Annotated in this window: 21 protein-coding genes; 10 read left to right on the top strand and 11 right to left on the bottom strand. The window is 70.2% G+C overall.

Annotated elements, in window-relative coordinates; all coding sequences use genetic code 11:
• Window positions 1-35 precede the first annotated feature (35 nt).
• Window positions 36-1,475: an apolipoprotein N-acyltransferase gene (gene lnt, locus E5F05_RS13680; RefSeq protein WP_129119189.1), complete on the top strand. Its 1,440-nt coding sequence runs from the start codon at window positions 36-38 to the stop codon at window positions 1,473-1,475.
• Window positions 1,476-1,488: 13 nt separating this feature from the next.
• On the opposite strand, the gene E5F05_RS13675 is transcribed toward lnt, so the two are convergent.
• Both E5F05_RS13675 and E5F05_RS13670 read right to left on the bottom strand, forming a co-directional pair.
• On the bottom strand, window positions 1,489-2,541 hold the full coding sequence (locus E5F05_RS13675; protein WP_129119188.1) for a tyrosine-type recombinase/integrase: 1,053 nt from the start codon (window positions 2,539-2,541) through the stop codon (window positions 1,489-1,491).
• A 315-nt stretch (window positions 2,542-2,856) separates the two neighbouring features.
• Window positions 2,857-3,816, bottom strand: a complete 960-nt coding sequence (locus E5F05_RS13670; protein WP_129119187.1) for a diacylglycerol/lipid kinase family protein — start codon at window positions 3,814-3,816, stop codon at window positions 2,857-2,859.
• Window positions 3,817-3,854: 38 nt separating this feature from the next.
• Between E5F05_RS13670 and E5F05_RS13665 the strand changes: the two genes are divergently transcribed.
• Window positions 3,855-4,223 carry an IPT/TIG domain-containing protein gene (locus tag E5F05_RS13665; protein WP_129119186.1) on the top strand — a complete coding sequence of 123 codons (369 nt, stop codon included), beginning with the start codon at window positions 3,855-3,857 and terminating at the stop codon, window positions 4,221-4,223.
• Window positions 4,224-4,273: 50 nt separating this feature from the next.
• Here E5F05_RS13665 and E5F05_RS13660 read toward each other — a convergent pair whose 3' ends face one another.
• On the bottom strand, window positions 4,274-5,731 hold the full coding sequence (locus E5F05_RS13660; RefSeq protein WP_129119185.1) for an NAD-dependent succinate-semialdehyde dehydrogenase: 1,458 nt from the start codon (window positions 5,729-5,731) through the stop codon (window positions 4,274-4,276).
• A 127-nt stretch (window positions 5,732-5,858) separates the two neighbouring features.
• Here E5F05_RS13660 and hisS point away from each other — a divergent pair, with 127 nt between their 5' ends.
• The 7 genes from hisS to E5F05_RS13625 all read left to right on the top strand — a co-directional run bounded on the left by hisS (window position 5,859) and on the right by E5F05_RS13625 (window position 13,876).
• Window positions 5,859-7,151, top strand: coding sequence for a histidine--tRNA ligase (gene hisS / locus E5F05_RS13655; RefSeq protein ID WP_129119184.1), 1,293 nt, complete (start codon window positions 5,859-5,861; stop codon window positions 7,149-7,151).
• Window positions 7,152-7,226: 75 nt separating this feature from the next.
• The gene (gene aspS / locus E5F05_RS13650; protein ID WP_129119183.1) at window positions 7,227-8,960 is read left to right on the top strand and encodes an aspartate--tRNA ligase; all 1,734 of its coding nucleotides are present in this window, start codon (window positions 7,227-7,229) and stop codon (window positions 8,958-8,960) included.
• Window positions 8,961-9,076: 116 nt separating this feature from the next.
• Window positions 9,077-9,757, top strand: a complete 681-nt coding sequence (locus E5F05_RS13645) for an HAD family hydrolase (RefSeq protein WP_129119182.1) — start codon at window positions 9,077-9,079, stop codon at window positions 9,755-9,757.
• The gene (locus E5F05_RS13640; RefSeq protein ID WP_129119181.1) at window positions 9,754-10,752 is read left to right on the top strand and encodes a dipeptidase; all 999 of its coding nucleotides are present in this window, start codon (window positions 9,754-9,756) and stop codon (window positions 10,750-10,752) included. The genes E5F05_RS13645 and E5F05_RS13640 overlap by 4 nt, the downstream gene beginning before the upstream one ends.
• A 33-nt stretch (window positions 10,753-10,785) precedes the next feature.
• Window positions 10,786-11,658: a C40 family peptidase gene (locus tag E5F05_RS13635; protein WP_129119180.1), complete on the top strand. Its 873-nt coding sequence runs from the start codon at window positions 10,786-10,788 to the stop codon at window positions 11,656-11,658.
• Window positions 11,646-12,674 carry a dipeptide epimerase gene (locus E5F05_RS13630; protein ID WP_129119179.1) on the top strand — a complete coding sequence of 343 codons (1,029 nt, stop codon included), beginning with the start codon at window positions 11,646-11,648 and terminating at the stop codon, window positions 12,672-12,674. The genes E5F05_RS13635 and E5F05_RS13630 overlap by 13 nt, the downstream gene beginning before the upstream one ends.
• Complete coding sequence (locus E5F05_RS13625) at window positions 12,671-13,876, top strand: Gfo/Idh/MocA family protein (RefSeq protein WP_129119178.1); 1,206 nt, start codon at window positions 12,671-12,673, stop codon at window positions 13,874-13,876. Before E5F05_RS13630 ends, E5F05_RS13625 begins: the two co-directional genes overlap by 4 nt.
• A 72-nt stretch (window positions 13,877-13,948) precedes the next feature.
• On the opposite strand, the gene E5F05_RS13620 is transcribed toward E5F05_RS13625, so the two are convergent.
• The 8 genes from E5F05_RS13620 to fsa all read right to left on the bottom strand — a co-directional run bounded on the left by E5F05_RS13620 (window position 13,949) and on the right by fsa (window position 20,999).
• Complete coding sequence (locus tag E5F05_RS13620; RefSeq protein ID WP_129119177.1) at window positions 13,949-14,707, bottom strand: alpha/beta fold hydrolase; 759 nt, start codon at window positions 14,705-14,707, stop codon at window positions 13,949-13,951.
• A complete protein-coding gene (locus tag E5F05_RS13615) occupies window positions 14,704-15,456 on the bottom strand; it encodes an alpha/beta fold hydrolase (protein ID WP_129119176.1) in 753 nt (250 codons plus the stop codon). Before E5F05_RS13615 ends, E5F05_RS13620 begins: the two co-directional genes overlap by 4 nt.
• Window positions 15,457-15,508: 52 nt before the next feature.
• On the bottom strand, window positions 15,509-16,114 hold the full coding sequence (pdxT, locus tag E5F05_RS13610; RefSeq protein ID WP_129119175.1) for a pyridoxal 5'-phosphate synthase glutaminase subunit PdxT: 606 nt from the start codon (window positions 16,112-16,114) through the stop codon (window positions 15,509-15,511).
• 56 nt (window positions 16,115-16,170) lie between these two features.
• Window positions 16,171-17,064 (bottom strand): pyridoxal 5'-phosphate synthase lyase subunit PdxS, encoded by an 894-nt coding sequence (gene pdxS, locus E5F05_RS13605; RefSeq protein ID WP_164973480.1) that lies wholly within the window; start codon window positions 17,062-17,064, stop codon window positions 16,171-16,173.
• A 61-nt stretch (window positions 17,065-17,125) separates the two neighbouring features.
• Window positions 17,126-17,503, bottom strand: coding sequence for a response regulator (locus E5F05_RS13600; RefSeq protein ID WP_129119173.1), 378 nt, complete (start codon window positions 17,501-17,503; stop codon window positions 17,126-17,128).
• Window positions 17,500-18,879: a peptidoglycan DD-metalloendopeptidase family protein gene (locus E5F05_RS13595; RefSeq protein ID WP_129119172.1), complete on the bottom strand. Its 1,380-nt coding sequence runs from the start codon at window positions 18,877-18,879 to the stop codon at window positions 17,500-17,502. Before E5F05_RS13595 ends, E5F05_RS13600 begins: the two co-directional genes overlap by 4 nt.
• A 105-nt stretch (window positions 18,880-18,984) precedes the next feature.
• Window positions 18,985-20,262 (bottom strand): transcription termination factor Rho, encoded by a 1,278-nt coding sequence (gene rho, locus E5F05_RS13590; protein ID WP_129119171.1) that lies wholly within the window; start codon window positions 20,260-20,262, stop codon window positions 18,985-18,987.
• Window positions 20,259-20,999, bottom strand: a complete 741-nt coding sequence (fsa, locus tag E5F05_RS13585; RefSeq protein WP_129119170.1) for a fructose-6-phosphate aldolase — start codon at window positions 20,997-20,999, stop codon at window positions 20,259-20,261. Before fsa ends, rho begins: the two co-directional genes overlap by 4 nt.
• 550 nt (window positions 21,000-21,549) lie before the next feature.
• Here fsa and ileS point away from each other — a divergent pair.
• Window positions 21,550-24,834: an isoleucine--tRNA ligase gene (gene ileS, locus E5F05_RS13580; RefSeq protein WP_129119169.1), complete on the top strand. Its 3,285-nt coding sequence runs from the start codon at window positions 21,550-21,552 to the stop codon at window positions 24,832-24,834.
• Window positions 24,835-24,936: the final 102 nt, after the last annotated feature.

Below are 24,936 nucleotides of genomic sequence, written 5' to 3'. Positions count from 1 at the left end.
GGGGTGAGCCGCTCCCCGGCCCGTATCATGGCGCGGTGCCCCCGGTCCCACCCTTCCTGATCGCCGCGCTGCTCGGCGTGCTCCTGGCGGCCTGTGGAGTGCCGCTCCCGTGGAGTTTTCTGTCCCCGGTGCCGCTGGCGTTCCTCCTGGCCTATGTCGCGAAGGCCGGAACGCCCCGGCAGGCCGCCGCCCGGATGTGGTGGGCGGGGAGCACCTACAGCGCCGTTCACCTGTGGTGGCTCACGGCCTTTCTGTCCAAGCTGTTTGGCACGCCGGTGCTGGGCGTCCTTGCCTTTGCGCTGTACGCGCTGGAGGGGGCCTTCTTCGCGCTGATGGCCTGGCTGGTCGCCCGGCTCTTCCGCTCGTCTGCCGCGCGGGTGTGGGGGCTGGCGGGCGGCTGGGTGATTCTCGAATGGCTGCGCTTTCTGGGCCCGCTGGCCTTTCCCTGGCCCACGCTGGGCTACACCCTGCTGCCCACGCCCGCCATGCAGATCGCGGACCTGGGCGGCGTGCTGCTGGGGAGCGTCCTCGTCATCGCCACCGCCGCCTCGTTTGTCGGCGTGCGCTGGGGCAGCCGCTGGCCGCACCGGATCATCACCTTCGCGTGGCTGGTGGCCCTGGCCTACGGCATCACGCGCGTGCCCGGCCAGGGTCCGGTCCAGCCCATGCTGGTGCTGCGGACCGACTTCGACTCGTTCGGCCGGGCGTCCCGCCAGCTCACGCCCGAGCAGCAGCTCGAAGTCCAGCGTCAGCTCAGCGCCCCGCGTGCCCCCGGGGAGATCGTCGTGTGGAGTGAAACCGCCCTGACGGCGGCGGGGGGGCCGACTGCCCTCCCGGTCTTTCCCGGTCCCGGCATCAGCGGGCTGGGCACGCCCTACGGGGAGGAGCCGCACCGCAACAGCGTGGTCGGCGTGGCGGCCAGCGGACAGGTCACCGCCCGCAACGAAAAGGCCAAGCTGGTCCCCTTCGGCGAATATTTTCCGCTCTACCGCCCGCTGCACGCGGCCTACGGCGTGATCGAGCAGGCCATCGGCTTCGAGCTGCCCGCCATCGCCCCCGCCCGGCAGGTCCGGCCGCTCTCCCTGGACGGCGTGCGCTACGGGGCCTATATCTGTTACGACAGCGTCTTTCCCTGGGTGGCGCGGCGGCTCGTGCGGCAGGGCGCCCAGGTGCTGGTCAACCCCAGCAACGACGGCTGGTACGACGGCTGGGGCGTGCAGCAGCACTTCATGATGGGCCGGGTGCGCGCCATCGAAACCCGCCGCTGGCTGGTCCGCAGCGTGAACCGCGGCATCGCGGGCGCCGTGGACGACCTTGGTCAACCCGTGCAGACCCTCAGCCGGGGTGAAGGTGCCCTGCACGTCCGCCCGCGGCTGCTCGGCGGGGAAACCCTCTACGTCCGCCTGGGCGACCTGCCCGCGCTGCTGCTGGCCGGGTTGATGCTGGTCTATGCCGCCCGCATCGACCGCCGCTGAGCAGGGGAGAGGTTCACTCTTCCCCGGCCCGCAGCCGCTCCATCGCCTCCACCGCCTCGCGGCGCACGTCCACATCCATCTTGGCGTAGATCGCGCTGGTCGTGACCGAGGCGTGCCCCAGCAGGTCGGCGACCACGTGCAGGTCGCGGGTGGCGCGGTACAGGTGGGTGCCCGCCGTCCGGCGCAGCGTGTGCAGGCCCCACATCTCGGGCGGGAGGCCGAGGTGCTGATAGTAGGCGTGGGCGATATCGCGCGCGCCCTTGGTGGTCAACCGTCCGCCCAGGTTCCGGCGCGTCAGGGACGTGAGCAGAGGCCCCCCGGGCTGTTCCGTGATCGCCTGCCGTGAGGTCAACCAGGCCCGCAAAGCCCCGGCCAGTCCGCCTGTCAGCGGGACCAGCCGCGTTTTTCCCCCCTTGCCGCGCACGGTGAGCTGCCGCAAGTTCAGATTGACATCCTCCACATTCAACCCGACGATCTCCGCCGCGCGCAGGCCGCCGCTCCCGCCGAGTTCCAGCAGCACGCGGTCCCGGTTGGCGCGGAAGGTATCGCCCTCATGCAGGACGTGTGGGAGCGCCAACAGCGCGTGAAACTGGTCGAGCGGAATGGCCCGCTTCCGGCTGTGGGCCGGGCTGGTTTCCGCCGGGGGCCGGACGCCCGCACTGGGGTCACTTTTCAACACGCCCGCCCACACCAGAGCCCTCATCAGGTTGCGGACCCCATACAGGTGCCGCTTGACGCTGTTGGCGGACAGCCCCTGCGCCTGCAACTCCAGCAGCCAGACCTCGAAATCCTCCGCCTCCAGTTGATTGAGGGCGCGTGAGGGCGCTTCGGGTGGTCCGGTAAAGGCCAGAAACCGCCGGGCGGACTCCGCGTAGTGGTCGAGGGTCGCCCGGCTGGTCCGGCCCGCCCGCGAGGACTTGAGCCGCATGTAGGTGTGCAGCAGTTCCGTCAGGGCTTCCGCATCCTGGGCATGGGCCGCGCGCAAACCCTCGCGGCGGCGATTGGCCGCGTTGGCCCAGCGCGACGCCAGCACCAGCGCCTGCCCGGGGGCGGAGGGGCCGCTCAACACGTCACCTTCTTAGGTTTCATAATTTCACTTATAGCACTTATGATGGGAGAACGTGCAGGCGCGGCGGGATGAAGCAGCCGCTTGGGTGGTTTGGCGAGCGGAAAGCACTTCGACCAACATGGACCACGAACATGGGCCTTTGGGCCCACATCGTCCCGTTGGCACGCGAACTGCGAGCCGCGCAACTGCGCCAAAGGTGATCTGACGAGTTCCGGCAAGGGCTGGCCGGAATCGCCCTCCGTTTCCCCCCGACCTGAGCCCCTCGGAAACGCCCGGAGGCCCCTTCCTGGCCTTCCTGTGCGGGCGCCCGTTTCAGGTATCCAGGTCGGCCTTGCGCGCGGGCGTGAGGAAGCGAATGGCGCCCGGCAGGATGCGGGCGGTGAAGGGCGTGGTCTGGACATGCAGCTCGCCGTCGTACTGGAGCGGAAAGGGGTCGTCGGCATCCACCTTGACCGTCCGGGCCTCCAGCGTTTCCAGGTTGCCGCTGAACAGGGGGTCGCCCAGGTTGAGCTTGGCGCGCACCGAGTCGATCAGATTGGGCACCAGCCGCAGGATGTTCCCGGCTTTCAGCAGCACGACCGTGAAGCGCCCGTCCGAGGGGCTGATGTCGCTGGTGATGGGCAGGCGGTAGTTTGCCATGCCGAAGTTCGCGACCATCACGCCGATGCCCTCGAAGGAACGCTGCTGTCCGTCCAGCTCCAGGTGGAAGGTGGTCTTCTTGGGGTTGAGCTGCTTCATCGCGCTCATGACGTAGGCCATCACGCCGAAACGTTCCTTCAACTCTTCCGAGTCGCGGATCATGGCGGCGTCCGCCCCCGCGCCCGCCAGCATCGCGAAGCCGCTTTTCTCGCCGTGCACCTCCACCTCACCCAGGTCCACCCGGACCGCGTGGCCGTCCGCGACGACCCCGGCGAGCTGGGCGGGGTCTTTGGGCAGGTCCAGATTCTGCGCGATCAGGTTCGCCGTCCCGGCGGGGTACGCGAGCAGCGGCACGTTCTGGTAGCGGGCGGCGTAGGCCAGGCTGCTGACGGTGCCGTCGCCGCCCGCGCCAACCAGATAGTCGTGGCTTTTCAGGTCGCCCAGGTAGTCGGTCATGGCCGAGTCCGGCCGGAGTTCGCGCTCGGTCACGCTCGCGCCTGCGTCGCGCAGCCTGCGGACGAACTCCGGCAGCGTACTTTCACCCTGTCCGCTGCGGGGGTTGAAGACGACCAGGATGCGCTTGCCGTGCAGCCGCGGGTCGGGGGTGCTGGGGGGGGTGGTTTGACCCGTCATTTCGCGCTCATTAGACTGCCCCCACGGAGGCTGCTGCTATGGTGCGTTTCTTCTTTGCTTCTTTACTGTTCATGGGTGTCCTGGCCTCCTGCGCGCCGCGTCAGCAGGCCGCCCTGGGCGTCACCGTCACGCCCGTCCTGATCAAGCTGTCGGAACCGGCCCCGCGCGGCGGCACGCTGACGATTCAGGGCCGCTACCTGGGCGGCCCCGCCACCGGAAAGGTCCGGCTGGGCGCGGACGCGACCGGGGCGGGCGGCTACCTGTTCCCGGCCTCGGCGGTGCGCTCGTGGACGGACAGTGAGATCGTGCTGACCATTCCCGGCGACGCGCCGGTCGGCGGCTCGTGGCTGTTCGTGGAAGTGGGCGGGCGGCAGTCCACCGGGTTGCCCTACAGCGTCCGGCAGTAACGGTTCCGGGAGGGCGGCCCAGACGTGTGGGGCTGCCCTCTCCCCTGCCTTCAGCCGACCACCTGGGCCGCCTTGCCCATGCCCTTAGCTGCGGGCAGCGTCCGCACCAGCTTGCGGTTGGTGAACTCGAAGATGCCCAGGCGGTCGAGTTCGCGGCCGAAGCCCGAGCGTTTCACGCCGCCGAAGGGCAGGTTCGCCTGGGACGAGGTGGGGTGGTTGATCCACACCATGCCGCTGTCCAGGCGGTCGGCCACCGCCCGCGCGCGTTCCAGGTCACTGCAAAACACCGCGCCCCCCAGCCCGTAGCTCGACGAGTTGGCGAGGGCGACGGCCTCCTCGTCGTTGGCGACCCGGTAGACCACCGCGACCGGCCCGAACAGCTCCTCGGAATAGGCGCGCATGCCTGGCTTCACGTCGGTGAGGATGGTGGCGTCCACAAAGGCGCCGGGGAGGTCGGGGCGTCCGCCGCCCGTGACCACCGTCGCGCCCTGGTCCACCGCGTCCCGCACCTGCGCCATCAGGTCCTGCGCCGCCCGCTCGGAGGACAGCGGGCCGAGGCGGGTGGTGGGGTCGGCCGGGTCACCCGGCTTCAGGCCCGCGAAGCCCTGCGCCAGCCCGGCCACGAACGGGTCATACAGCTCGTCGAGCACGATAAACCGCTTGGCCGCCACGCAGCTCTGCCCGGTGTTGGCCATCCGCCCGACCACGGCGGCCTTGATGGTCTTCTCGAAGTCCGGTGCGTCCAGCACGATAAAGGGATCGCTGCCGCCCAGTTCCAGCACGCAGCGCTTGAGGTGCCGCCCGGCCAGGGCGGCCACGCTGGCGCCCGCGCGTTCGCTGCCGGTCAGCGAGACGCCCTGTACGGCGGGGTGGGCGATCACCGGTTCAACGTCACTGATCTTCAGGAAGACGTTGGTGTAGACGCCCTCCGGCACCCCCGCGTCATGGAAGAGCTGCTCCAGCGCCAGGGCCGACTGCGGGCAGATCTCAGCGTGTTTGAGCAGGATGGTGTTGCCCACCACCAGATACGGCGCGGCGAAGCGGGCCACCTGGTAGAGCGGGAAGTTCCACGGCTCGATGCCCAGCAGCACCCCCAGCGGTTCGTTGACGATGGCGGCCTCTCCCCCCTCCACCTGGAGCGGTTGCGGGCGCAGAAACTCCGGCCCCTTCTCGCCGTAATACTTCAGGATGCTGGCGGCCAGCTCGACCTCGAAGCCGCTTTCGCGGATCAGCTTGCCCATCTCCAGCGTGACCAGGCGGGCCAGCTCGTCCTTGCGTTCCAGCATCAGCTCCCCGGCCCGCCGCACGATGGCCGCGCGTTCCTCGACGGGCCGTTGCCGCCAGGCGCCGAAGGCTTCGTGCGCCCGCTCCACGGCGGCGAGGGCCTCCCCGGTGGTCAGGAAAGGAAATTCACGGACCGTCTCGCCGGTATAGGGATTGACGGTGGCGAAGGGACGGTGGCCGGAATCGCTGGCGGTCTTGTCGGGGTGCAGGGGGTCGGGGGTCATGGGGAAGGCTCCTTGGGGAAAGAAGGCGGGAAGATCAGCTCCGATTCTCCCGTTCCCCGCCCCTCCAGGATGAGAGGGCGCGGGCTTCTGTTTAACTCTCCGGCCCGGCTGCTACACTCCCAGGGTTATGGCGTTACAGCGCCCCAAGGGCACCCAGGATCACCTGCCGGACGGCAGTCCGAAACTTTCCCGCGACGTGCAGGCGGCCGCCTTCGCCTTCGTGCAGGACACCACTCGGCGCGTGCTGGAACGTGCGGGCGCGCAGTTCATCAATACGCCGCTCTTCGAGGAGGCCGAACTCGTCAAGCGCGGCGTGGGGGGGAGCACCGACATCGTCCGCAAGGAGATGTTCACGGTGTACTACTTCGGCGACCACGGCGGGTACGTACTGCGCCCGGAAGGCACCGCCAGCATTGTCCGCGCCTACCTTCAGAACGGCCTCAAGCAGCTCCCCGCGCCGCTGAAACTCTGGACGCACGGCCCGATGTTCCGCGCCGAGAACGTGCAGAAGGGCCGCTTGCGCCAGTTCCATCAGGTCGATTACGAGGTGCTGGGGTCGACTGATCCCCTCGTGGATGCCGAGGCGATCTGGCTGATGTGGGAGGTCGTGCGCGAGCTGGGCTTGACCGGGGTGCGGGTAAAGCTCGGCTCCATCGGTGACCCCGAGGACCGTGAAGCCTACAACGCCTACCTGCGCGAGCTGTTCACGCCGCACGAGGGGCGCCTCTCGGACGACTCGCGGGACCGCCTGACCCGCAACCCGATGCGGATTCTGGATTCCAAGAGCGAGGGCGACCAGGCGCTGATCCGCGAGCTGAACGTGAAGCCGATGCTGGACTTCCTGGGCGAGGAAGCGCGCGCGCACTTCGAGGCGGTGCAGCGGTACCTGACCGCCTGGGACATTCCCTTCGACATCGACCCCTCCATCGTGCGTGGGCTGGACTACTACCGCCGCACCGCCTGGGAACTGCACCACGAGGGCGTGGGGGCGAAGTCGGCGCTGGGCGGGGGCGGACGCTATGACGGCCTCGCGGCGCAGCTCGGCGGACCCGAAGTGCCCGGCATCGGCTGGGCCTTCGGCATCGAGCGGCTGCTGCTGGCGCTGGAGGCGGAAGGCGTGGCCTTTCCCGAGACGGGCGGCCCGCTGCTCTTCCTCGCCGCGATGGACGAGGAGAACGTGGGCCTCGCCGCGCGGCTCGCCCTCCAGGGTCGTCGGGTGGCCCGCGTGGAATTCGCCTACCGCGCTCTCAAGCCGGGGAACGCCTTCAAGGAAGCCGACCGCCGCCGCGCCCGCTACGCCGCCATCATCGGCAGCGACGAGGCCGCGCGGGGCGTGCTGAACATCAAGAACCTCGCTTCGGGTGAGCAACAGGAAGTTGCGCTGCCCGACCTGAATACCTTCCTCGCAGAACGGGTCTGACCGTCTAACGGTCGAAGAAGAACGCCTTGAGACGGTTAGACCTTTAGACCATAGACACGACCAACGGGAGCCCCCATGAAACGCACCTCCTACATCGGCCAACTGAACGAGTCCAACGCCCACCAGACCGTCATCCTGCAAGGCTGGGTGGGCCGCCGCCGCGATCTGGGCGGATTGATCTTTCTCGAACTGCGTGACCGTTCGGGTACCGTGCAGGTGGAGGTGGAACCGGATTCTCCCGCCTTCGCGGAGGCCGACACCGTGCGCGCCGAGTACGTGGTGGAGGTGGAAGGCCGCTTCCAGCTCCGCCCCGAAGGCCAGCGCAAGGGCGGTCTGGGCGACTACGAGGTGATCGCCTCGCGCGTGACCGTGCTGAACGCGGCCAGGACGCCCCCTTTCGAGCTGGAAAAGGGCGATCAGGTCGCGGAGGACATCCGCCTGAAGTACCGCTACCTTGACCTGCGCCGACCCGAGATGCAGCGGCACCTGCTGCTGAGAAGCAAGGCGATGGCGGCGGCGACGGCCTTCCTCGACGCGGAAGGCTTCGTGCAGGTGGAGACGCCGATGCTGACGCGCTCCACGCCGGAGGGGGCGCGCGATTTCCTGGTGCCCAGCCGTCTGAACCCCGGCGAGTTCTACGCGCTGCCGCAGTCGCCCCAGCTTTTCAAGCAACTGCTGATGATCGCGGGCCTCGACCGCTACTACCAGTTCGCCCGCTGCTTCCGCGACGAGGACCTGCGCGCTGACCGCCAGCCCGACTTCACCCAGCTCGACATGGAGATGAGCTTCGTGACGCAGGAGGACGTGCTGGACGTGCAGGAACGCCTGCTGGCGCACGTCTTCCGCACGGTGCTGGGCGTGGACCTGCCTCTCCCCTTCCCACGCCTGAGCTACTTCGACGCGATGGACCGCTACGGCTCGGACAAGCCCGACCTGCGCTTCGACCTGAGTTTCGTGGACGTGACCGACCTCTTCCGGGGCGGCGAGTTCAAGGCGTTCACGGACGCGGAAACTGTGAAGGTGCTGGCCGCTCCCGAACTGACCCGCAAGCAGATCGACGAGCTGGAGCGGGTGGCGAAGCAGAACGGCGCAAAGGGGCTGGCCTGGGTAAAGCGCGACGGCGACAGCTTCACCGGCGGCATCAGCAAGTTCGTCGGCGAGCAGGCGGCGGCGCTGATCGAGCGGACCGGGGTCGAGCCGGGCGGCACGCTGCTGTTTTCCGCAGGCGAGTGGAAGAAGGCGGTGACGGCGCTGGGAGCGGTACGGTTGAGCCTGCGCGACCTCTTCGACCTGGCCGCGAGCGGCCCGCGCTTCCACGTCTCCTGGGTGGTGGACTTCCCGCAGCTCGAATTCGACGAGGAAACGGGAAGCTGGACCTACATGCACCACCCCTTCACCGCGCCGCACCCGGCGGACATTCCCCTCTTCGGCACCGGGCGGCAGGGCGAGATTCGCGCGCAGGCCTACGACCTGGTGCTGAACGGGTACGAGGTGGGCGGCGGCTCCATCCGTATCCACGACCCGGCAGTGCAGGCGAAGATGTTCCAGGCCCTCGGCTTCAGCGAGGCGGAGGCCCGCGAGAAGTTCGGCTTCTTTCTCGATGCACTCTCGTACGGCACGCCCCCCCACGGCGGCATCGCCTGGGGCTTCGACCGCCTGGTGATGGTGATGGCGGACGCGGGCAGCATCCGCGAGGTGATTGCCTTCCCCAAGAACAACCGCGGCGTGGACCTGATGGCCGAATCCCCCTCCCCTGTCGACCAGGCACAACTGGCCGAGGTCGGTGTGGAGGTGCGGCCGGAGGGGTGAAGGAAGGGGGCCTCGGCCTCTTCTTTCCTTTGACTATAAGTGAAAGGTTTCACGACAAACTGTTTCGTGAAACCTTTGTTTCCTGACCTCCTGTGCAGGGTCTAGAATTGCGGGCAATGAACTCCCACCTTCAGGCGGTGCTGTTCGACCGCGACGACACACTCGCCCTGACCGATCTGGGCACCTCCCGTGAGGCCGCGCGGTGGGCCGCCGAACGCTTCGGCCTCGCTGCGGCCGAGGTGGGGCGGGTGCTCGCCGCGCAGTGGCAGGACTGGGCCTCCGCCTGGTGGGACCTGCGCACCGCCGACGAGGAGGAAGCCTTCTGGACGCAGTACGGGGAGGAACTCGCGGCGCGGCTGGGACTGGACCGGGCGCAGGCCCTGGCCCTGGTGGCGGCCTTTCCCTACGAGCGGTACATGAAGGCGGTACCGGACGCGCGGGAGGTCCTGACGGAACTGCGGGCGCGGGGGCTGAAAATCGGAGTGCTGAGCAATACGTTGCCGAGCATCGACCGGACACTGAAGGCGCTGGGCCTGGCCGACCTGGTGGACATGGCGGTGGCGAGCTGCACGGCTGGGGTCCACAAGCCGGAGGCGGGGGCGTTCCAGTACGCGCTGGACCGGCTGGGGCTGCCCGCCGGGGCGGTGCTGTTCGTGGACGACCGACCCGAGAACGTGCAGGCCGCGCGGGCGCTGGGGATGCGGGCGGTCCTGATCGACCTGCACGGGAAGACGGCTGGAGCGGTCCATGACCTGTGGGCCGTGCTCGCGCTGGTGGAGAAGCCGGTGACGGCTTGAGCACCCCTCCCCTGCTGGTGGACGGGCACCTGGACCTGGCCTTCAACGCGGCTCAGGGCCGCGACCTGACGCTGGGGCTGGAGGCCCTGCGCGCCGCCGACCCGGTGGAGGGCGAGACGGCCACCGTGACTTTTGGTGAACTGGGGGCGGCCGGGACGCGCGTGGCGTTCGGCACCCTGTTCGCGCTGCCGCGGACGGAGCAGAGCCCGCAGGGCTACACCGACCACGCCGGGGCACGGGCCCAGGCGCTCGCGCAACTGGACCAGTACCGCCGCTGGGAAGACGCGGGGCTGATCCGCCTGCTGCGCGGGGGAGCGGAGGTGCGGGCGCATCTGGCCCAGCCGGAAGGGCCGCTGGGTGTGGTGCTGCTGATGGAGGGGGCGGACCCGGTCCGGGACGCGGACGATCTGCTCTTCTGGCAGGAGGCGGGCGTGCGGGCGATCGGCCCGGCCTGGGGGCGGACACGCTACGCGGGCGGCACGGCGGCCCCCGGCCCTTTAACGGACGCGGGCCGCGCTCTGGTGACGGCCATGCGGGACCTGGGGCTGACCCTGGACGCCTCGCACCTCGACGACGCGGCCTTCTGGGAGGCGCTGGAGATCGGGCCACGGGTGATCGCCACGCACGCCAACAGCCGGGCGTTCGTGCCGGGCAACCGGCAGCTTACGGACGAGATGGCGCGGGCGGTGGCGGCGACGGGCGGCATGATCGGGCTGGTGTTCCTGGGCACCTTTATCCGGGCGGGCTGGAACCCTTCGCAGCCGCGCGTGGGGCTGGAAGAACTGGCCGCGCACGCCCGGCACTACGCCGCGCGGGTCGGCTGGGAACACGTCGGGCTGGGCACCGATCTGGACGGCGGCTTCGGGCGGGAAAAGGCCCCGGCGGGGGTGGAGCGGTACCGGGACGTGGGGCACTTCCTCGACCTGTTGCCGGAAGAACACCGCGCCGGGGTGGCAGGCGGGAACTGGGGCCGCTGGCTGACCCGGCACCTGTGACGGCCCAGCCCGGTCAGGCGCTAGCCTGGGACCATGACCGCTGCTCTCCCGCTGGACCCCCGCACGCACGCCTATGACCCCGACGCCCGGCTCGCGGAGGAGGGGCTGCGCGGGAGGGTATCGGGGGAAGGCTGGCGCTTTGTCACGCCGCGGGCGGCGCGGGCGGGGAATGCCCGGGTCAGCCTGCGCGCCCGCCCTGACGCGGACGCCCCGCAGGTCACCGAGGCGCTGCCCGGTGAGGCCCTGGAGGTGATCACGGAGCAGGCGGGCGGCTGGGCCTGGGTCCGGACGGGCCATGACCGCTACCTGGGCTGGGCGCGGGCGGAGGCGCTGGTCTCCCGGGAGACGGCGGGGGGCGAGCCGTTGCGGGTCACGGCCCTGCGGGCCCACGCCTACGCGGGGCCACAGGTGAGCGCCCCGCTGCGGGCGGAACTGTGCGCGGGCGCGGTTCTGACGCGCGCTCCCGGCGAGGCGGTGAGCGGCTGGGTGCCGGTCCACCTGCCGAACGGCCAGGCCGCCTGGGTGGCGCGGGCCGCGCTCTCCCCCGCCCCGGGGACGGACGCGGCGACGTTCGCGCTGCGGCTGCTGGACACTCCCTACGTCTGGGGCGGGCGCAGCGCCTGGGGGCTGGACTGCTCGGGGCTGGCGCAGCTCGCCTACGCGGCGCTGGGCCGGGCGTTGCCGCGCGACGCGGACCAGCAGCGGGCCTTTCTGACGCCGGTGGAGGCTCCGCAGCGCGGGGACCTCGCCTTCTTCCCGGGGCACGTGGGGCTGATGCTGGACGGGCGGCGGATGGTCCACGCGAACGCCACGCATATGCGGGTGACGGTGGAAACGCTGGGGGAAGGCGAGTACGGGGCGCGGCTGGCGGGCAGCCTGACCGGCTTCGGGAGGTGGACGGCGTGAAGGTCGGCTGGGAGACGCTGGACCTGCACACCGCCCGGCCCTTCGGCATCGCGCGCTGGACGCACTCCACCTATCCGCGCACCTTCGTCACCTGTGAACAGGACGGCGTGACGGGCCGGGGCGAGGCCGCGCCGAACGCTTTTTACGGCGAGACGAGCGGGACGGTGGCGGCGGTGCTGCCCCTGCTCGCCCCGGCCCTGACGGACGGCTGGGACTGGGACGGGCTGCACGAGGGGCTGACGGCGCGGATGCCGTATGACCATCCCAGCGTGAAGTGCGCGCTGGAGATGGCGGCGGTCGAGTGGGCCGCCCGCGCGGCGGGCGTGCCGGTGTGGCGGCTCTTGGGGCTGTCCCCCCGGCCGCTGCCGGAGAGCAGCTTCACAGTGAGTCTGGGCGAGCTGCCGGACATGCGGCGGCAGGCGCGTGAGGCGGTGGAGCGCGGGCACGGCGTCCTGAAAGTGAAGCTCGGGACCGCCCGGGACGAGCAGATCGTGGAGGCGCTGCGGGAGGAGGTCCCGGAGGCGGCGCTGCGGGTGGACGCCAACGCCGCCTGGACCCGCCCGCAGGCCAAACGGATGCTGGAGGTGCTGGACGCCGCGCGGGTGGAACTGGTCGAGCAGCCCCTCGCGGCGGGGGACCTGGAAGGGCACGCCGAGCTGCGCCGCCTGGCCCGGGTGCCGCTCGTCGCGGATGAGAGCCTGCACCACGTCGCGGACGTGCCCGCGCTGGCGGCGGCGTTCGACGGCGTGAACCTCAAGCTCGCCAAGCTGGGTGGCCCCTTGCAGGCGCTGCGGGCGTTGCGGCTGGCCCGCGCGCACCGGATGGGGGTGATGATCGGCTGCATGATCGAGAGTTCGCTGGGCATCGCGGCGGCGGCCCATCTCGCGGGCTTGTGCGACTGGGCCGACCTCGACGGCGCCCTGCTGCTGGCCGACGACCCGTTCACGGGATTGGAATGGACGGCGGGCCGACTGGAACGGCCGACCGGAATCGGGTGGGGAGTGGAGCGGCGATGACCCCGACGGTCGCCATCCTGGGCTGCGGCAACCGGGGCGCGGACGTGTACGCGCGGCATCTGAGCGCGCAGGGGGCGCGGGTCACGCATCTGGTGGACCCGCGTCCGGCCCGGCTGGCGGAGGTCGCCGCGCGGCACGGCCTCCCGCCGGAAGCGTGCTTCCTCGACTGGAAGGCCTTCTTCGCGTTGGGACGGGTGGCGGACGCGGTGGTGATCGCCACGCCGGACGACGCGCATGTGGGGCCGTGCCTGCGGGCGCTGGAGCTGGGGTACGACGTGCTGCTGGAAAAACCCGTCTGCCTGTCGGAGCCGGAGCTGGACCGGCTGCTGGCGGCGGAGGCGGCGTCCACCGGCCGCGTGACGGTCTGCCACGTGCTGCGCGCCACCGCTTTTTTCCGGGCCGTGCGGGGCGTGCTGGACTCCGGGCGGCTCGGAAAGCTGATCGGGATTCAGCACGCGGAGAACGTGGCGTTCTGGCATTACGCGCACTCATACGTGCGGGGCAACTGGGCGCAGTCGCCGCCCGCCGCACCCTTCGTGCTGGCGAAGAGTGGCCACGACCTCGACCTGCTGCGCTGGTTCGCGGACGCGCCCCCCGTGCGGGTGAGCAGCGAGGGCTGCCTCAACCACTTCCGCCCCGAGGAAGCGCCGCCCGGCGCGTCGGACCGCTGCGTGACCTGCCCGGTCGTGGGCTGCCCCTACGACGCGCGGCGCATCTACGGCACGCGCGACCCGGACCGCTGGCCGGTGACGGTGCTGACGGCGGGCGGCGTCTCGCTGGCAGAGGCGCTGGCGCGCGGCCCCTACGGACGCTGCGTGTACGGCGCGGGGAATGACGTGGTGGACCACCAGGCCGTCACCGTCACCTTTGCCAGTGGCGTGACGGCGCAGCTCACGGTCAGCGCCTTCACCCACAACAATACCCGGACCCTGAAGCTGCTGGGTACCCACGGCGAACTGCGCGGCCAGATGGAACGCGGCGAGATCGAGCTGCACGACTTCCGCACAGGCGGGGCCGAACGTCTCTGCGTGGACACGAGCGGCAACCACGGCGGCGGGGACGAGGCTCTGGTGGCCGCCTGGCTGGCCTTCCTGCGCGGTGAGGCGGACGTGCCGACCCCCCTGGCCGAATCGTTCGATTCGCACCGCCTGGCCTTTGCTGCTGAGCGGGCACGCCTGCGGGGGACGGTCGAGCAAGTGTGAGGGCGGCAAGGAATATTAAGTGAAAGTATTCACGATAAACCTGGTCGTGAAATTTTTGTTTCTTCTTAGGGCTCAGGAGGCTCCTTCTACAACCTCTTTCAGAAAATCCAGCGTGTAGCGGGCAACCGTCCGCGGAAAGGAGTCGGTGAGGGCGTGGGTTCCCCCGGGAATCTCGCGGACGGTCGCGTGGGGGATGGCGTGGCAGATGACCTCCAGCGTCCAGGCCTGAATCACGGGGTCACGGGTGCCGTCGAGCAGCAGGGTCGGCACCCGCACATGCGGCAGGAGGGGACCGGTGGCGTGATGGCTCTGGTCCTGCGCGAGGCGGGCCATCCGGGCCGGGCCGCAGCGGAGGTAGGCGGCGAGGGCGGGCAGCAGGAGTTGCGGCCGCTCGCGCGGCGCGTCGAGGGCCAGGCGCAGCAGTTGCGCGAGGATATGGGGATTCTCGGGGATGCCGGTGGGCGCGCAGGCGATCAGGGCGGACACCAAATGGGGATAGCGGGCGGCGAGGTCGAAGACCACCTCACCGCCGAGCGAGTGACCCAGCAACGGCACCGGATGCAGGCCGGTCACCTCCAGCCACGCCGCGAGGTGGTCGGTGAGGTCCTCGATGGTGCGGGGGAAACCGGGGCGACCCTGGCTGAAGCCCTGGCCGGGGGGGTCGTAGGTGTACACGGTGCGGGCGCGGGCCAACTGGCGGGAGACGCGGCCATACATCCACGAGGCGCACCCCAGGCCCGGCACCAGCACCAGGGGCGGCCCCTCGCCGCGCACGCAGGCGTGGGTGAGCAGGCCGCCGACCCGGGTGAAGTGGTGGGTCTGACCGCTCAAGAGGCCTGCGGCTCCCCTTCCCGCAGAAAGTCGAGGACCAGCGCGTTGAACTGCGCGGGGGCGTCCACCATCACCACGTGTCCGGCCCGGGGAATCTCCTCGTAGCGGGCGCCGGGAATCGCGGCGGCGAGCACGCGGCCGAGGGAGGCGGGCACCAGGGCGTCGCGCGCGCCCCAGATCACCAGCGTCCGGGCGGCCAGGTGCGGCAGGAGGTCCTGCACGCTGTCGCGCAGCAGGTCGGTGGTGCTGCGCCACAGGTTGAGGGGACCGCTGCGGGCGGCGTCGGCCAGGATGCGCGGCACGAAGGTCAGGCGGCCGGTCAGGGCGGCGCGCGGCAGGTTGAGGGCCAGGCGGTAGAGGCTCCCTTTCAGCAGGCCGCTCGCGCAGGCCAGCACCAGATTCCGCACCCGCCCGGGGCGCAGCGCGGCGACATGCATGCAGATGTGCCCACCCATCGAGTGCCCGATCAGGGTGACGCGCTGGAGGTCCTGATGGTCAAGCCAGGCGGCGATCAGCGCGGCGGCCTCGCGCACGCCGAGGGCACGTTGACGCGCGGCCTGCCCGTACCCGGCGAGGTCTAGCACATAGACGCGGTGCGTGGCGGACAGGGCGGGGACGTTGCGCCGCCACCAGCGGCTCGACCCGCTCAGGCCATGCACCAGCACCAGGGGGTCACCGCGCCCGGTGGCGTCATAGCTCAGGGTTGCCCCGCCGGAGCGGAATTGCAGGGATCGCACGCGCCCGAGCATAGTCGAAAGACCCCGGCCACAGCCGGAGCCTTAAGGAAAGGGGGCGGTGCGCTCAGGCGGGCAGGGGCGCGGCGGCCAGGTCCAGAAACAGCGCGTGCAGCCGCGCGTCGGCCGTGAGTTCCGGGTGGAAGGAGCTGGCGAGCAGGCGGCCCTGCCGGGCCAGGACGATCTGGCCCGCGTGCCGGGCGAGCACCTCCACGCCTTCCCCCACCCGCTCGATGACGGGGGCACGGATGAAGACGGCGGGAAAGGGGGTGTCCAGGCCCTGCACCTGGAGCGGCGTGTGAAAGGAGTCCACCTGCCGCCCGAAGGCGTTGCGGCGCACGGTCAGGTCCATCAGGGCCAGGCTGTCCTGCTGGCCGCCGAACTGCGGGGGGGCGCCGTGGACTTCCCGCGCGAGCAGGATGGCCCCCGCGCAGGTGCCCCACAGCGCCCCGCCCGCCGCGTGAAAGTCGCGGACAGGGGCCCACAGGGCGTAGTCGGCCATCAGCCGCGCGATGGTGGTGCTCTCGCCGCCGGGGATGACCAGGCCCTGGAGGCCCGCGAGGTCGGCAGGCAGGCGGACTTCGGTGACGCGCGCGCCGAGCGATTCCAGGCGCTGGCGGTGTTCGCGGAAGGCCCCTTGCAGGGCCAGGACGCCGATGTGGGGCTGGGTCATAGGAAAGCTTTCAGCGGCCAGGCGCCAGCACGGTGCCGGAAGCTGGCCGCTTTCTTTTACCAGCCCCGGCCCGCCAGGCGCTCGGCGGGCACCAGGCTGTCGATGTTGATGCCGGTCATGGGCGCGCCGAGGTCCTCGCTGATCTCGGCCAGCACGTCGGGGTTCTGGTAGTGGGTGACGGCCTTCACGATGGCGCGGGCGCGGCGCTCGGGATTGTCGCTCTTGAAGATGCCGCTGCCGACAAAGACGCCGTCGAGGCCCAGGTGCATCATCAGGGCGGCGTCGGCGGGCGTGGCGACGCCGCCCGCGGCGAAGTTCACGACCGGCAGCTTGCCGTGCTCGTGGACGTACTGGACCAGGTGGTAGGGGGCCTGGAGATCGCGGGCCACCGTCATCAGCTCGTCGGTCGGGCGGGCCTGGATGGAGCGGATCTCGCCCAGGACGGTGCGGGCGTGGCGCACGGCCTCGATGATGTTGCCGGTCCCGGCCTCGCCCTTGGTGCGGATCATGCTGGCGCCCTCGCCCACGCGGCGCAGGGCCTCGCCCAGGTTCTTCGCGCCGCAGACGAAGGGCACGGTGAATTTGGTCTTCTCGATGTGGTACTGGTCGTCGGCGGGGGTCAGCACCTCGGACTCGTCGATGAAGTCCACGCCGAGCGCCTGGAGGATCTGCGCCTCGACGAAGTGGCCGATGCGGACTTTCGCCATCACGGGGATGGTGACGGCGCCGATGATCTCCTTGATCATCTTGGGGTCGCTCATGCGGGCCACGCCCCCGGCCACGCGGATGTCGGCAGGGACGCGCTCCAGCGCCATCACGGCGGTCGCCCCGGCGGCCTCCGCGATGCGGGCCTGGTCGGCGGTCACCACGTCCATGATGACGCCGCCCTTGAACATCTCGGCAAAGCCCTGCTTGATCTGGGCGGTTCCGGTCTGGGTGGGTTCGGTCATGCGGGCAGTATGCCCCGCAACTGGCCCCATGAAGAGAGCCAGTTGCGGGGAGAGAATGGGGTCAGATTCCGGAAGAGGCGACCCGCCGGATGCTCTCGACCAGTTGGGAGGGCCGGAAGGGCTTGACCAGGTACTCGGTGACCAGGCCCGGCACCTGTTCCGGGCGGTTGAGGCCGGAGAGGAACACGACGGGCGGCATGGCCGCGCCCAGGGCCGCGTGCAGGCGGCGCACCGTCTCGAAGCCGTCCCAGGGGGTCATCAGCACGTCCATCACGATCACGTCGAAGGTGGTGTGGCGGGCGGCGTCCAGGGCGTGGGGACCGCTGCACGCCGTGACCACGGTAAAGCCGTGCAGGCCCAGGGTGAGGTCGAGCAGTTCGAGGATCTGGGCCTCGTCGTCCACGACCAGCAGGCGCAGGCCCGGCGCCGGGCCCTTCACGGCAGCAGCGCCAGCGGGTCCACCGCCTGGCCCGCGAGACGCAGCTCGAAGTGCAGGTGCGGGCCGGTGCAGATGCCGGTGCAGCCGACGTACCCGATCAGGTCCCCCTGCTGCACGGTCTGCCCGGCGCTGACGGCGCTGCGGCTGAGGTGGCCGTAGATCAGGGTGCTGTCCCCCTGGACGGTGTAGACGTTCATGCCGTACGCACCATACCCGCTCTCGGTCACGGTGCCTGCCGCAGATGCGTAGATCGGTGTGCCCGCCGGGGCCGCCAGGTCCACGCCGCCGTGGAACACCTGCTTGTGGAAGTCGATGTCGGCCTCGCCGTAGCGGCTGGTGATGCGGTAGGCGTGCATCGGCCAGGCGAGGTGGCCCGCGGCCGAGACGTTCACCCCGGCGGGCTGGACGCTGAGCGACTGGGCGGCCTGCTGGCGGTCACGCTCGGCGGCCTGGGCGGCTTCGAACTGCACCTGCCGCTCGTACTGCTGGAGACGGCGCTGGCGCTCGGGGCTGTTTTTCCAGGCGAGGTAGGCCTCGTACTTCTCCTGCTGGTCGTACAGGGCCTGGAGGCGGTCGTGCTGCCAGGCGAGATACCGCTGGTACTGCGCCTGCACGCGCGCCAGGCGCTCCGCTTCCTGCCGGGCCGCGCGGCGCTCGACCAGTTTCGCGTACAGGCTTTCCGCCTGGATGCCGGGCAGCAGCAGGTAGTCGCCGGGCCGCAGGGCCGTCGGCAGCACGTCGTTCGCGCGGGCGGTGCGGGCCAGGTCGGCGCGGTAGCCCGCGATCACCGACAGGGCCGTCTGCCCCGGCTTGAGGCGGACCAGCAGCCCCCGCTCGGCGGTGGGGACGAACAGCGCCTCGCCGGGCGTCAGGTCGTCGAGGCTCGCGCGGCCCAGGTTGGCGCTGAGCAGGTCGAGCAGGCTCAGCCCCGCGTCCGACGCGATGCTGGCCAGCGTCTCGCCGGGGCGGACGGTGTGGGTGGTGACCGAGCGGGGCCACACGGGCGGGCGGCGCAGTTCTGGGGCGGGCAGGCGCACGCGCAGGACCTTCGCGCGCTGGTCTTCCGCGTGCGGCAGCGGGTCCACGGCCGCCGCCGGGACACCGTAGCGGGCCGCGACCTGGGCCGCGCTCTGCGTGGTCACGACCAGCACGCTGGCAGGCTGCGGGACGCGCGTCAGGTGAACGGTGGGGAGGGCCGCCGTCAGGCGCTCGGCGGGGGTGGGCACCCCCAGCAGGGCGGCGAGGCCTTCCGGCGTCTCGGGCATGGCGGCGGCGAGGGGGGCGAGGGCGGGCAGGCCGCACAGCGCGAGCGTGAGGGCCAGCCGCCGGGACAGGGAAACGTGGCCCCGGGGGGGGCGGGGGGGAAACTCAGGCACCAGAACTCCAGAACCTCGGCCTGACCGCCGCCAGGCCGGAAAAGGGGACCGCCGGAAGGGCGCCCGCCGCCGGGGATCAGGCCGGGGCGGACGCGCGGCGGGACTTCAGCCGCCCGCGAGGGCTTGCAGGAACTCGACGTTGTTGCGCGTCTTGCCCATGCGGCCGAGCAGCATCTCCATCGCGTCGGCGGGGTCCATGTCGCTGATCACCTTGCGCAGCAGCCACATCTTCTTCAGCACCTCGGGCTGGAGGAGCAGCTCCTCGCGGCGGGTGCCGGACTTTAGGATGTCGAGCGCGGGGAAGATGCGGCGCTCTTCCAGGCGGCGCGAGAGGACCAGTTCGGCGTTGCCGGTGCCCTTGAACTCCTCGAAGATCACGTCGTCCATGCGCGAGCCGGTTTCGACCAGCGCCGTTGCCAGGATGGTGAGGCTGCCGCCCTCGCGGATGTTGCGCGCGGCGCCCAGGAAGCGCTTGGGCCAGTGCAGCGCGTTGGAGTCCAGGCCGCCCGAGAGGGTGCGGCCGGTGGGCGGCGTGACCAGGTTGTTCGCGCGGGCCAGGCGGGTGATCGAGTCGAGCAGGATCACCACGTGCCCGCCTTCCTCCACGATGCGGCGGGCGCGTTCGTGGACGAACTCCGCGACGCGGACGTGGTGCTGCGGCGGCTCGTCGAAGGTCGAGGCGATCACCTGCGCGCCCTGCACGCTCTCGCGGAAGTCGGTGACCTCCTCGGGGCGCTCGTCCACCAGCAGGACCATCACCGTCACGTCGGGGTAGTTCTTGACGATGGAGTTGGCGATCTTCTTGAGCAGGGTCGTCTTGCCAGCCTTGGGCGGCGCGACGATCAGGGCCCGCTGGCCGCGCCCGATGGGCACGAGCAGGTCCACCACCCGCAGCGAGAGGCTGTCGTCCATCAGCGGGTCTTCGAGGACGAGCTGCCGGTCCGGGAAGGTGGGCGTCAGGTCGTCGAAGCGGGGGCGCTGGCGGGCGGACTCGGGGTCCAGGCCGTTGACCGCCTCGACCTGCACCAGCGTGCCGTAACGTTCGTTCTCGCGGGGGCGGCGGGCGCGGCCGATCACCTCGTCACCGGTCCGCAGGTGGAACTGCTTGATCACGCCCGCCGTCACCAGCACGCTTCTGGAGGCGGGGTCGAGCAGGTTGGACTGGAGAAAGCCGTAGCCGTCGGAGCTGATGTCGAGGTAGCCGCGCGCCAGGACCTGCCCCTCGGCCTCGGCCTGCCGCTCCATGATAGCGAGGGCCAGGGCGTCCTTTTTGAGCTTGCGGTAGTTCTCGATGCCGGTCTGGGCGGCGATCAGGTGCAGTTCCGGCAGGATTTTCTGCTGGAGTTCGTGAAAGGGGAGCGGCGCGGTGTGGGGTTCGGTCACTTCTTCTGACCTCCCTGGACCGGCTCACCCTGCGCCGTCACGCCGCCCTGCTGCGGGTTGGTGCCCGCCTCGCTGGAGGGGGTTTCGGGGCTGGCCCCGGCCCGCTTGGCCCAGTCCTTGAGGAAGGCGTCGAGGCCCGCCTGGGTCAGCGGGTGCTTGATCATCTGGGTGAAGACCTTGTAGGGCACCGTCGCCACGTCGGCTCCCGCCAGCGCGGCCTGCACGACGTGCTGCGGGTGGCGGATCGAGGCGGCCAGCACCTTGGTCTGGAGATCGCCCAGGACGTAGGCTTCCTTGATCTGGCGCACCAGTTCGATGCCGTCCCAGCCGATATCGTCCACCCGGCCCGCGAAGGGGCTGATGTAGGTGGCCCCGGCCTGCGCCGCCAGCAGCGCCTGGGGCACGCTGAAGCAGAGGGTGATGTTGGTCTTGATGCCCTCGCCGGTCAGCACCTTGCAGGCTTGCAGGCCCGCCGGGGTCAGCGGCAGCTTGACGACGACGTGGTTGCTCCAGCCCGCGACCTCGCGGCCTTCCTTGATCATGCCGGGGGCGTCCAGGGCGGTGACCTCGGCGCTGATCGCGCCGCCGACCAGCTGGGCGATCTCCTGAATGACTTCCTTGAAGTCGCGCCCGGACGAGGCGACCAGGCTGGGGTTGGTGGTGACGCCCGACAGGACGCCCCAACTGTTGATTTCACGAACCTCGTCGATGATCGCGGTGTCGATGAAGAATTGCATATTGACTCTCCTTTTCGGGGATTGTAGGGGGCGTGCCCGGTGGCCTGCCAGGTCCACATGGTCAGCACTTGCTCTGGCCCCTCCCCTGCTGCCTTACAGTTCACCATATCTGCTGCCGCCAGAATGCGTGACCGGGCGGATTGACCTGTCCATGCTGCGCGCCTACCATGAGCAGTACCCCCGAGCGGGGGTGAGCAATTCAGAAGGCGAACGCGAGAAGAGTACGCGGGGCCAGGCCACCAGGAGCGAGTCCGGGACGGTGCGAGCCGGGCCGGTGGTCCCCCGCCGAAGATCAGCTCCCGCGCCGGACGAAGAAAGGCCCACGCCGAGTAGAACGTCCCGGCCGCCCCCCGACAGCGGGCATGAACGAGGCCACATCCACGTGGCGAAGTTGGGTGGTACCACGCGCGAGCACGTTTCCAGGCGCGTCCCAGCATTGAAGGCTGGGACGTGCCTTGTTTTTGGTCTAACGGTCAAACCGTCTGACCGCCGAACAGCCCCCTTTTGACCTTTAGACCGTCAGACGGTTCGACACTCCGAAGGAGCCAGCATGACCACCACCGATGCCCGACCCACCACCTCTCCCCTCTTTCAGCCGGTCAATTCGCAGCCCAGCTTCCGCGAACTCGAAGTTGGCGTGCTGAACTTCTGGCAGCAGGCGCGCGTCTTCGAGCAGACGCAGGAACGCAAAGAAGGGCAGCCGGAGTTCGTCTTCTACGAGGGGCCGCCGACCGCGAACGGGCGTCCGGCGCTGCATCATGTCCTGGCGCGCTCGTTCAAAGACCTCTTCCCGCGCTACAAGGTGATGCAGGGCTACCACGTCACCCGCAAGGGGGGCTGGGACACGCACGGCCTGCCGGTCGAGATCAGCGTGGAGAAGAAGCTGGGGCTGCTGGGCCGCAACCACGGCGCGAGCCGCGAGGAACTGGAGGAGTTCAACCGGCTGTGCCGCACGTCGGTGTGGGAAACCATTCAGGAGTGGAACACCTTCACCGAGCGGCTGGGGTACTGGGTCGATCTGAGCGATCCCTACATCACCTACGAGAACGAGTACGTGGAGAGCGTGTGGAACCTGCTGAAGCGGCTGCACGCGGGGGGGCTGCTCGCGCAGGATTACAAGGTAGTGCCCCTCTCGCCGCGCATCAGCACCACCCTCTCGCGCGCCGAACTGGGCGAGGTGGACAGTTACCGCATGGTGGACGACCCCAGCGTGTACGTACGTTTTCCGGTGATCTGGGACACCCTGCCGGAGCGGGCGCACGCGGCGTTGAGTGCGCTGAGTGGCGAGGACCGGCAGAACCTCGCGCTGGTGGTGTGGACGACGACCCCCTGGACGCTGCCGAGCAACACGCTGGCGGCGGTGAACCCCGACCTGACGTATGTGGTCGCCCGCAGCGAGGCGGGGCCGGTCATCGTCGCGGCGGACGCGGTGGAACGCCTCAGCGGGCTGCACAAGAACGTGCCGCCTCTGGAAGTGCTGACCACCTTCAAGGGCCGCGATCTGGAAGGCGTGGAGTACGAACCGCCCTTCCCCGAGGTGGCGACCGAGCTGGGGGTGCTGGGGAGGCTGCACGAGCGGAACGCGGAAGGCCGCCCGGTGATGCATTTCGTGACGCTGGCGGACTTCGTGAGCGCGGAGGACGGCTCCGGCGTGGCGCACGAGGCCCCGGCCTACGGCGCGGAGGACCTGGAACTGGCCCGCAAGTACGGCGTGCCGCTGATGTTCGGCGTGGACGATCACGGCATCCTGCGGGTGACGGGTGAGCGCGGGAAGTTCTTCAAGGATGCGGACAAGGGGCTGATCGCGGACCTCAAGGCGCGGGGGCGGATGTTCCACGCGGGGACGCTGCGGCACCGCTACCCCTTCCACGACCGCACGGGCGACCCGATCCTCTACTTCGCCAAGAAGGGCTGGTACATCCGCACCAACAGCATGTCGGACCGGATGCTGGAGGAGAACCAGAAGATCAACTGGGTGCCCGCCAACATCAAGAACGGGCGCTTCGGCAACTGGCTTGAGGGCAACGTGGACTGGGCCATCAGCCGCGAACGCTACTGGGGCACGCCGCTCCCCTTCTGGATGAGCGAGGACGGCGACCTGCGCGTGGTGGGCAGCGTGGCCGAGCTGGAGAAGCTGACCGGGCGCGACCTCACGGAGCTGGACTTGCACCGGCCCTATATCGACGACATCACCTTTGAGCAAGGCGGCAAGACGTACCGCCGCGTCCCGGAGGTGCTGGACGTGTGGTTCGACTCCGGCTCGATGCCCTACGCGCAGTGGCATCTGCTGACGGACGAGACGGGCGAGCGGGCGCTGCCGGGCAGCGAGGCGCAGAAGGACCTGTTCGAGCGGCACTTCCCCGCCGACTTCATCAGCGAGGCGATTGACCAAACACGCGGGTGGTTCTACAGCCTGCACGCCATCGCCACCATGCTCTATAACCAGCCCGCCTACCGGAACGTGATCTGCCTGGGCCACATCGTGGACGAACACGGCGCGAAGATGAGCAAGAGCAAGGGCAACGTGGTGGAGCCGCTGCCGCTGTTCGACAAGTACGGCGCGGACAGCGTGCGCTGGTACATGTTCATGGCGTCGGACCCCGGCGACCAGAAGCGGTTCTCCGAGCGGCTGGTCGCGGAAGCGCAGCGCAATTACGTGAACACGCTCTGGAACGTCTACTCGTTCTTCGTGCTGTACGCGAATCTGGACCGACCTGACCTGAACGCGGCGCCCGCTGTGGGAGAGCGCCCCGAGATGGACCGCTGGCTGCTCGCGCGGCTGGAGGAGACGGTACGGGACGTGACGGCGGCGCTGGATGCCTACGACGCCCGTGGGGGTGGGCGCGCGCTGGAACGCTTCGTGAATGACCTGAGCAACTGGTATGTCCGGCGCAGCCGCTCGCGCTTCTGGGGGGAAGGCGGGCAGGTGGACGTGGCCGCCTATGCCACCCTGCACGAGGCGCTGGTGGTGGTGTCGCAACTGACCGCGCCCTTCACGCCCTTCCTGGCCGACGCGATGTACCGCAACCTCACGCGCGGGGAGGGGGCGGAGAGTGTTCACCTCACGCGCTGGCCGCAGGTCCGGGCGGAGCGGCTGGACGAGCGGCTGACGGCGGAAATGGCCGCAGTGATGAAGGTGGTGGAACTGGGCCGGGCGGTACGCGGCGCCCACAACCTCAAGACGCGGCAGCCGCTGGCGAGCGTGACGGTGCGGGCGAGCACGCCGGAACTGACGGAGGCGCTGCGCCGGGCACAGGAGCAGATCAAGGAGGAGCTGAACGTCAAGAACGTGACGTTCCTCGAAGGGGTCACCGATCTGGTGCAGTACAGCCTGCGCCCCAACCTGCCGGTGATCGGCAAGGTCTACGGCAAGGCGCTGCCGCAGGTGCGGGCGGCGCTGGCGAATGCGGACGCGGCGGCCGTGGCCCGCGCCGTGCAGAAGGGCGAGAGCTTCACGGTGGAGGCGCAGGGGCAGACCTTCACGCTGACGCCGGAGCAGGTGCTGGTGGACGCCAAGGCCCCGGAAGGCGTGGCGGCGGCGGAGGACGGCGGGTTCCTGGTGGCCTTCGACACGCACCTCACCCGTGAGCTGGTGCTGGAGGGCCTGGCCCGCGACCTGGTGCGCGGCATTCAGGAGGCGCGCAAGGCGGCGGGTTTCGAGGTGCAGGACCGCATCCGCCTCGCCCTGGAGTTGACGGGGGACGCCCGCGAGGCCGCCGAAACCTGGCGCGACTTCATCGCCGGGGAGGTGCTGGCGCCCGAGCTGACCTTCGGCCCGGGCGAGGGGGACGCGGCGGAGGTCGAAGGCGGAACGGCGTACCTGACGAAGCTCTGAGCGAGGCAGAAACGGGGGGCGGGCCTGCGGGCGTCCGCCCCTCCCCTTTGCCCACCTTTACACGCTTGCGGCGCGCGCCTCAGAAATGCCCCTCAGCATGGG

The organism is Deinococcus metallilatus (assembly GCF_004758605.1).
Taxonomy (GTDB): Bacteria; Deinococcota; Deinococci; order Deinococcales; family Deinococcaceae; genus Deinococcus; species Deinococcus metallilatus.
Note: the sequence above shows the minus strand (reverse complement) of the source record. Positions and strands in the feature narration are given on the sequence as shown.

Bases quoted from the DNA above. Each gene is read 5' to 3' on its own strand.
- E5F05_RS13670 (WP_129119187.1), bottom strand. From the start codon at position 3,816: ATGACGGGTCAAACCACCCCCCCCAGCACCCCCGACCCGCGGCTGCAC.
- E5F05_RS13665 (WP_129119186.1), top strand. From the start codon at position 3,855: ATGGTGCGTTTCTTCTTTGCTTCTTTACTGTTCATGGGTGTCCTGGCC.
- E5F05_RS13660 (WP_129119185.1), bottom strand. From the start codon at position 5,731: ATGACCCCCGACCCCCTGCACCCCGACAAGACCGCCAGCGATTCCGGC.
- hisS (WP_129119184.1), top strand. From the start codon at position 5,859: ATGGCGTTACAGCGCCCCAAGGGCACCCAGGATCACCTGCCGGACGGC.
- aspS (WP_129119183.1), top strand. From the start codon at position 7,227: ATGAAACGCACCTCCTACATCGGCCAACTGAACGAGTCCAACGCCCAC.
- E5F05_RS13645 (WP_129119182.1), top strand. From the start codon at position 9,077: ATGAACTCCCACCTTCAGGCGGTGCTGTTCGACCGCGACGACACACTC.
- E5F05_RS13635 (WP_129119180.1), top strand. From the start codon at position 10,786: ATGACCGCTGCTCTCCCGCTGGACCCCCGCACGCACGCCTATGACCCC.
- E5F05_RS13625 (WP_129119178.1), top strand. From the start codon at position 12,671: ATGACCCCGACGGTCGCCATCCTGGGCTGCGGCAACCGGGGCGCGGAC.
- E5F05_RS13615 (WP_129119176.1), bottom strand. From the start codon at position 15,456: ATGCTCGGGCGCGTGCGATCCCTGCAATTCCGCTCCGGCGGGGCAACC.
- pdxT (WP_129119175.1), bottom strand. From the start codon at position 16,114: ATGACCCAGCCCCACATCGGCGTCCTGGCCCTGCAAGGGGCCTTCCGC.
- pdxS (WP_164973480.1), bottom strand. From the start codon at position 17,064: ATGACCGAACCCACCCAGACCGGAACCGCCCAGATCAAGCAGGGCTTT.
- fsa (WP_129119170.1), bottom strand. From the start codon at position 20,999: ATGCAATTCTTCATCGACACCGCGATCATCGACGAGGTTCGTGAAATC.
- ileS (WP_129119169.1), top strand. From the start codon at position 21,550: ATGACCACCACCGATGCCCGACCCACCACCTCTCCCCTCTTTCAGCCG.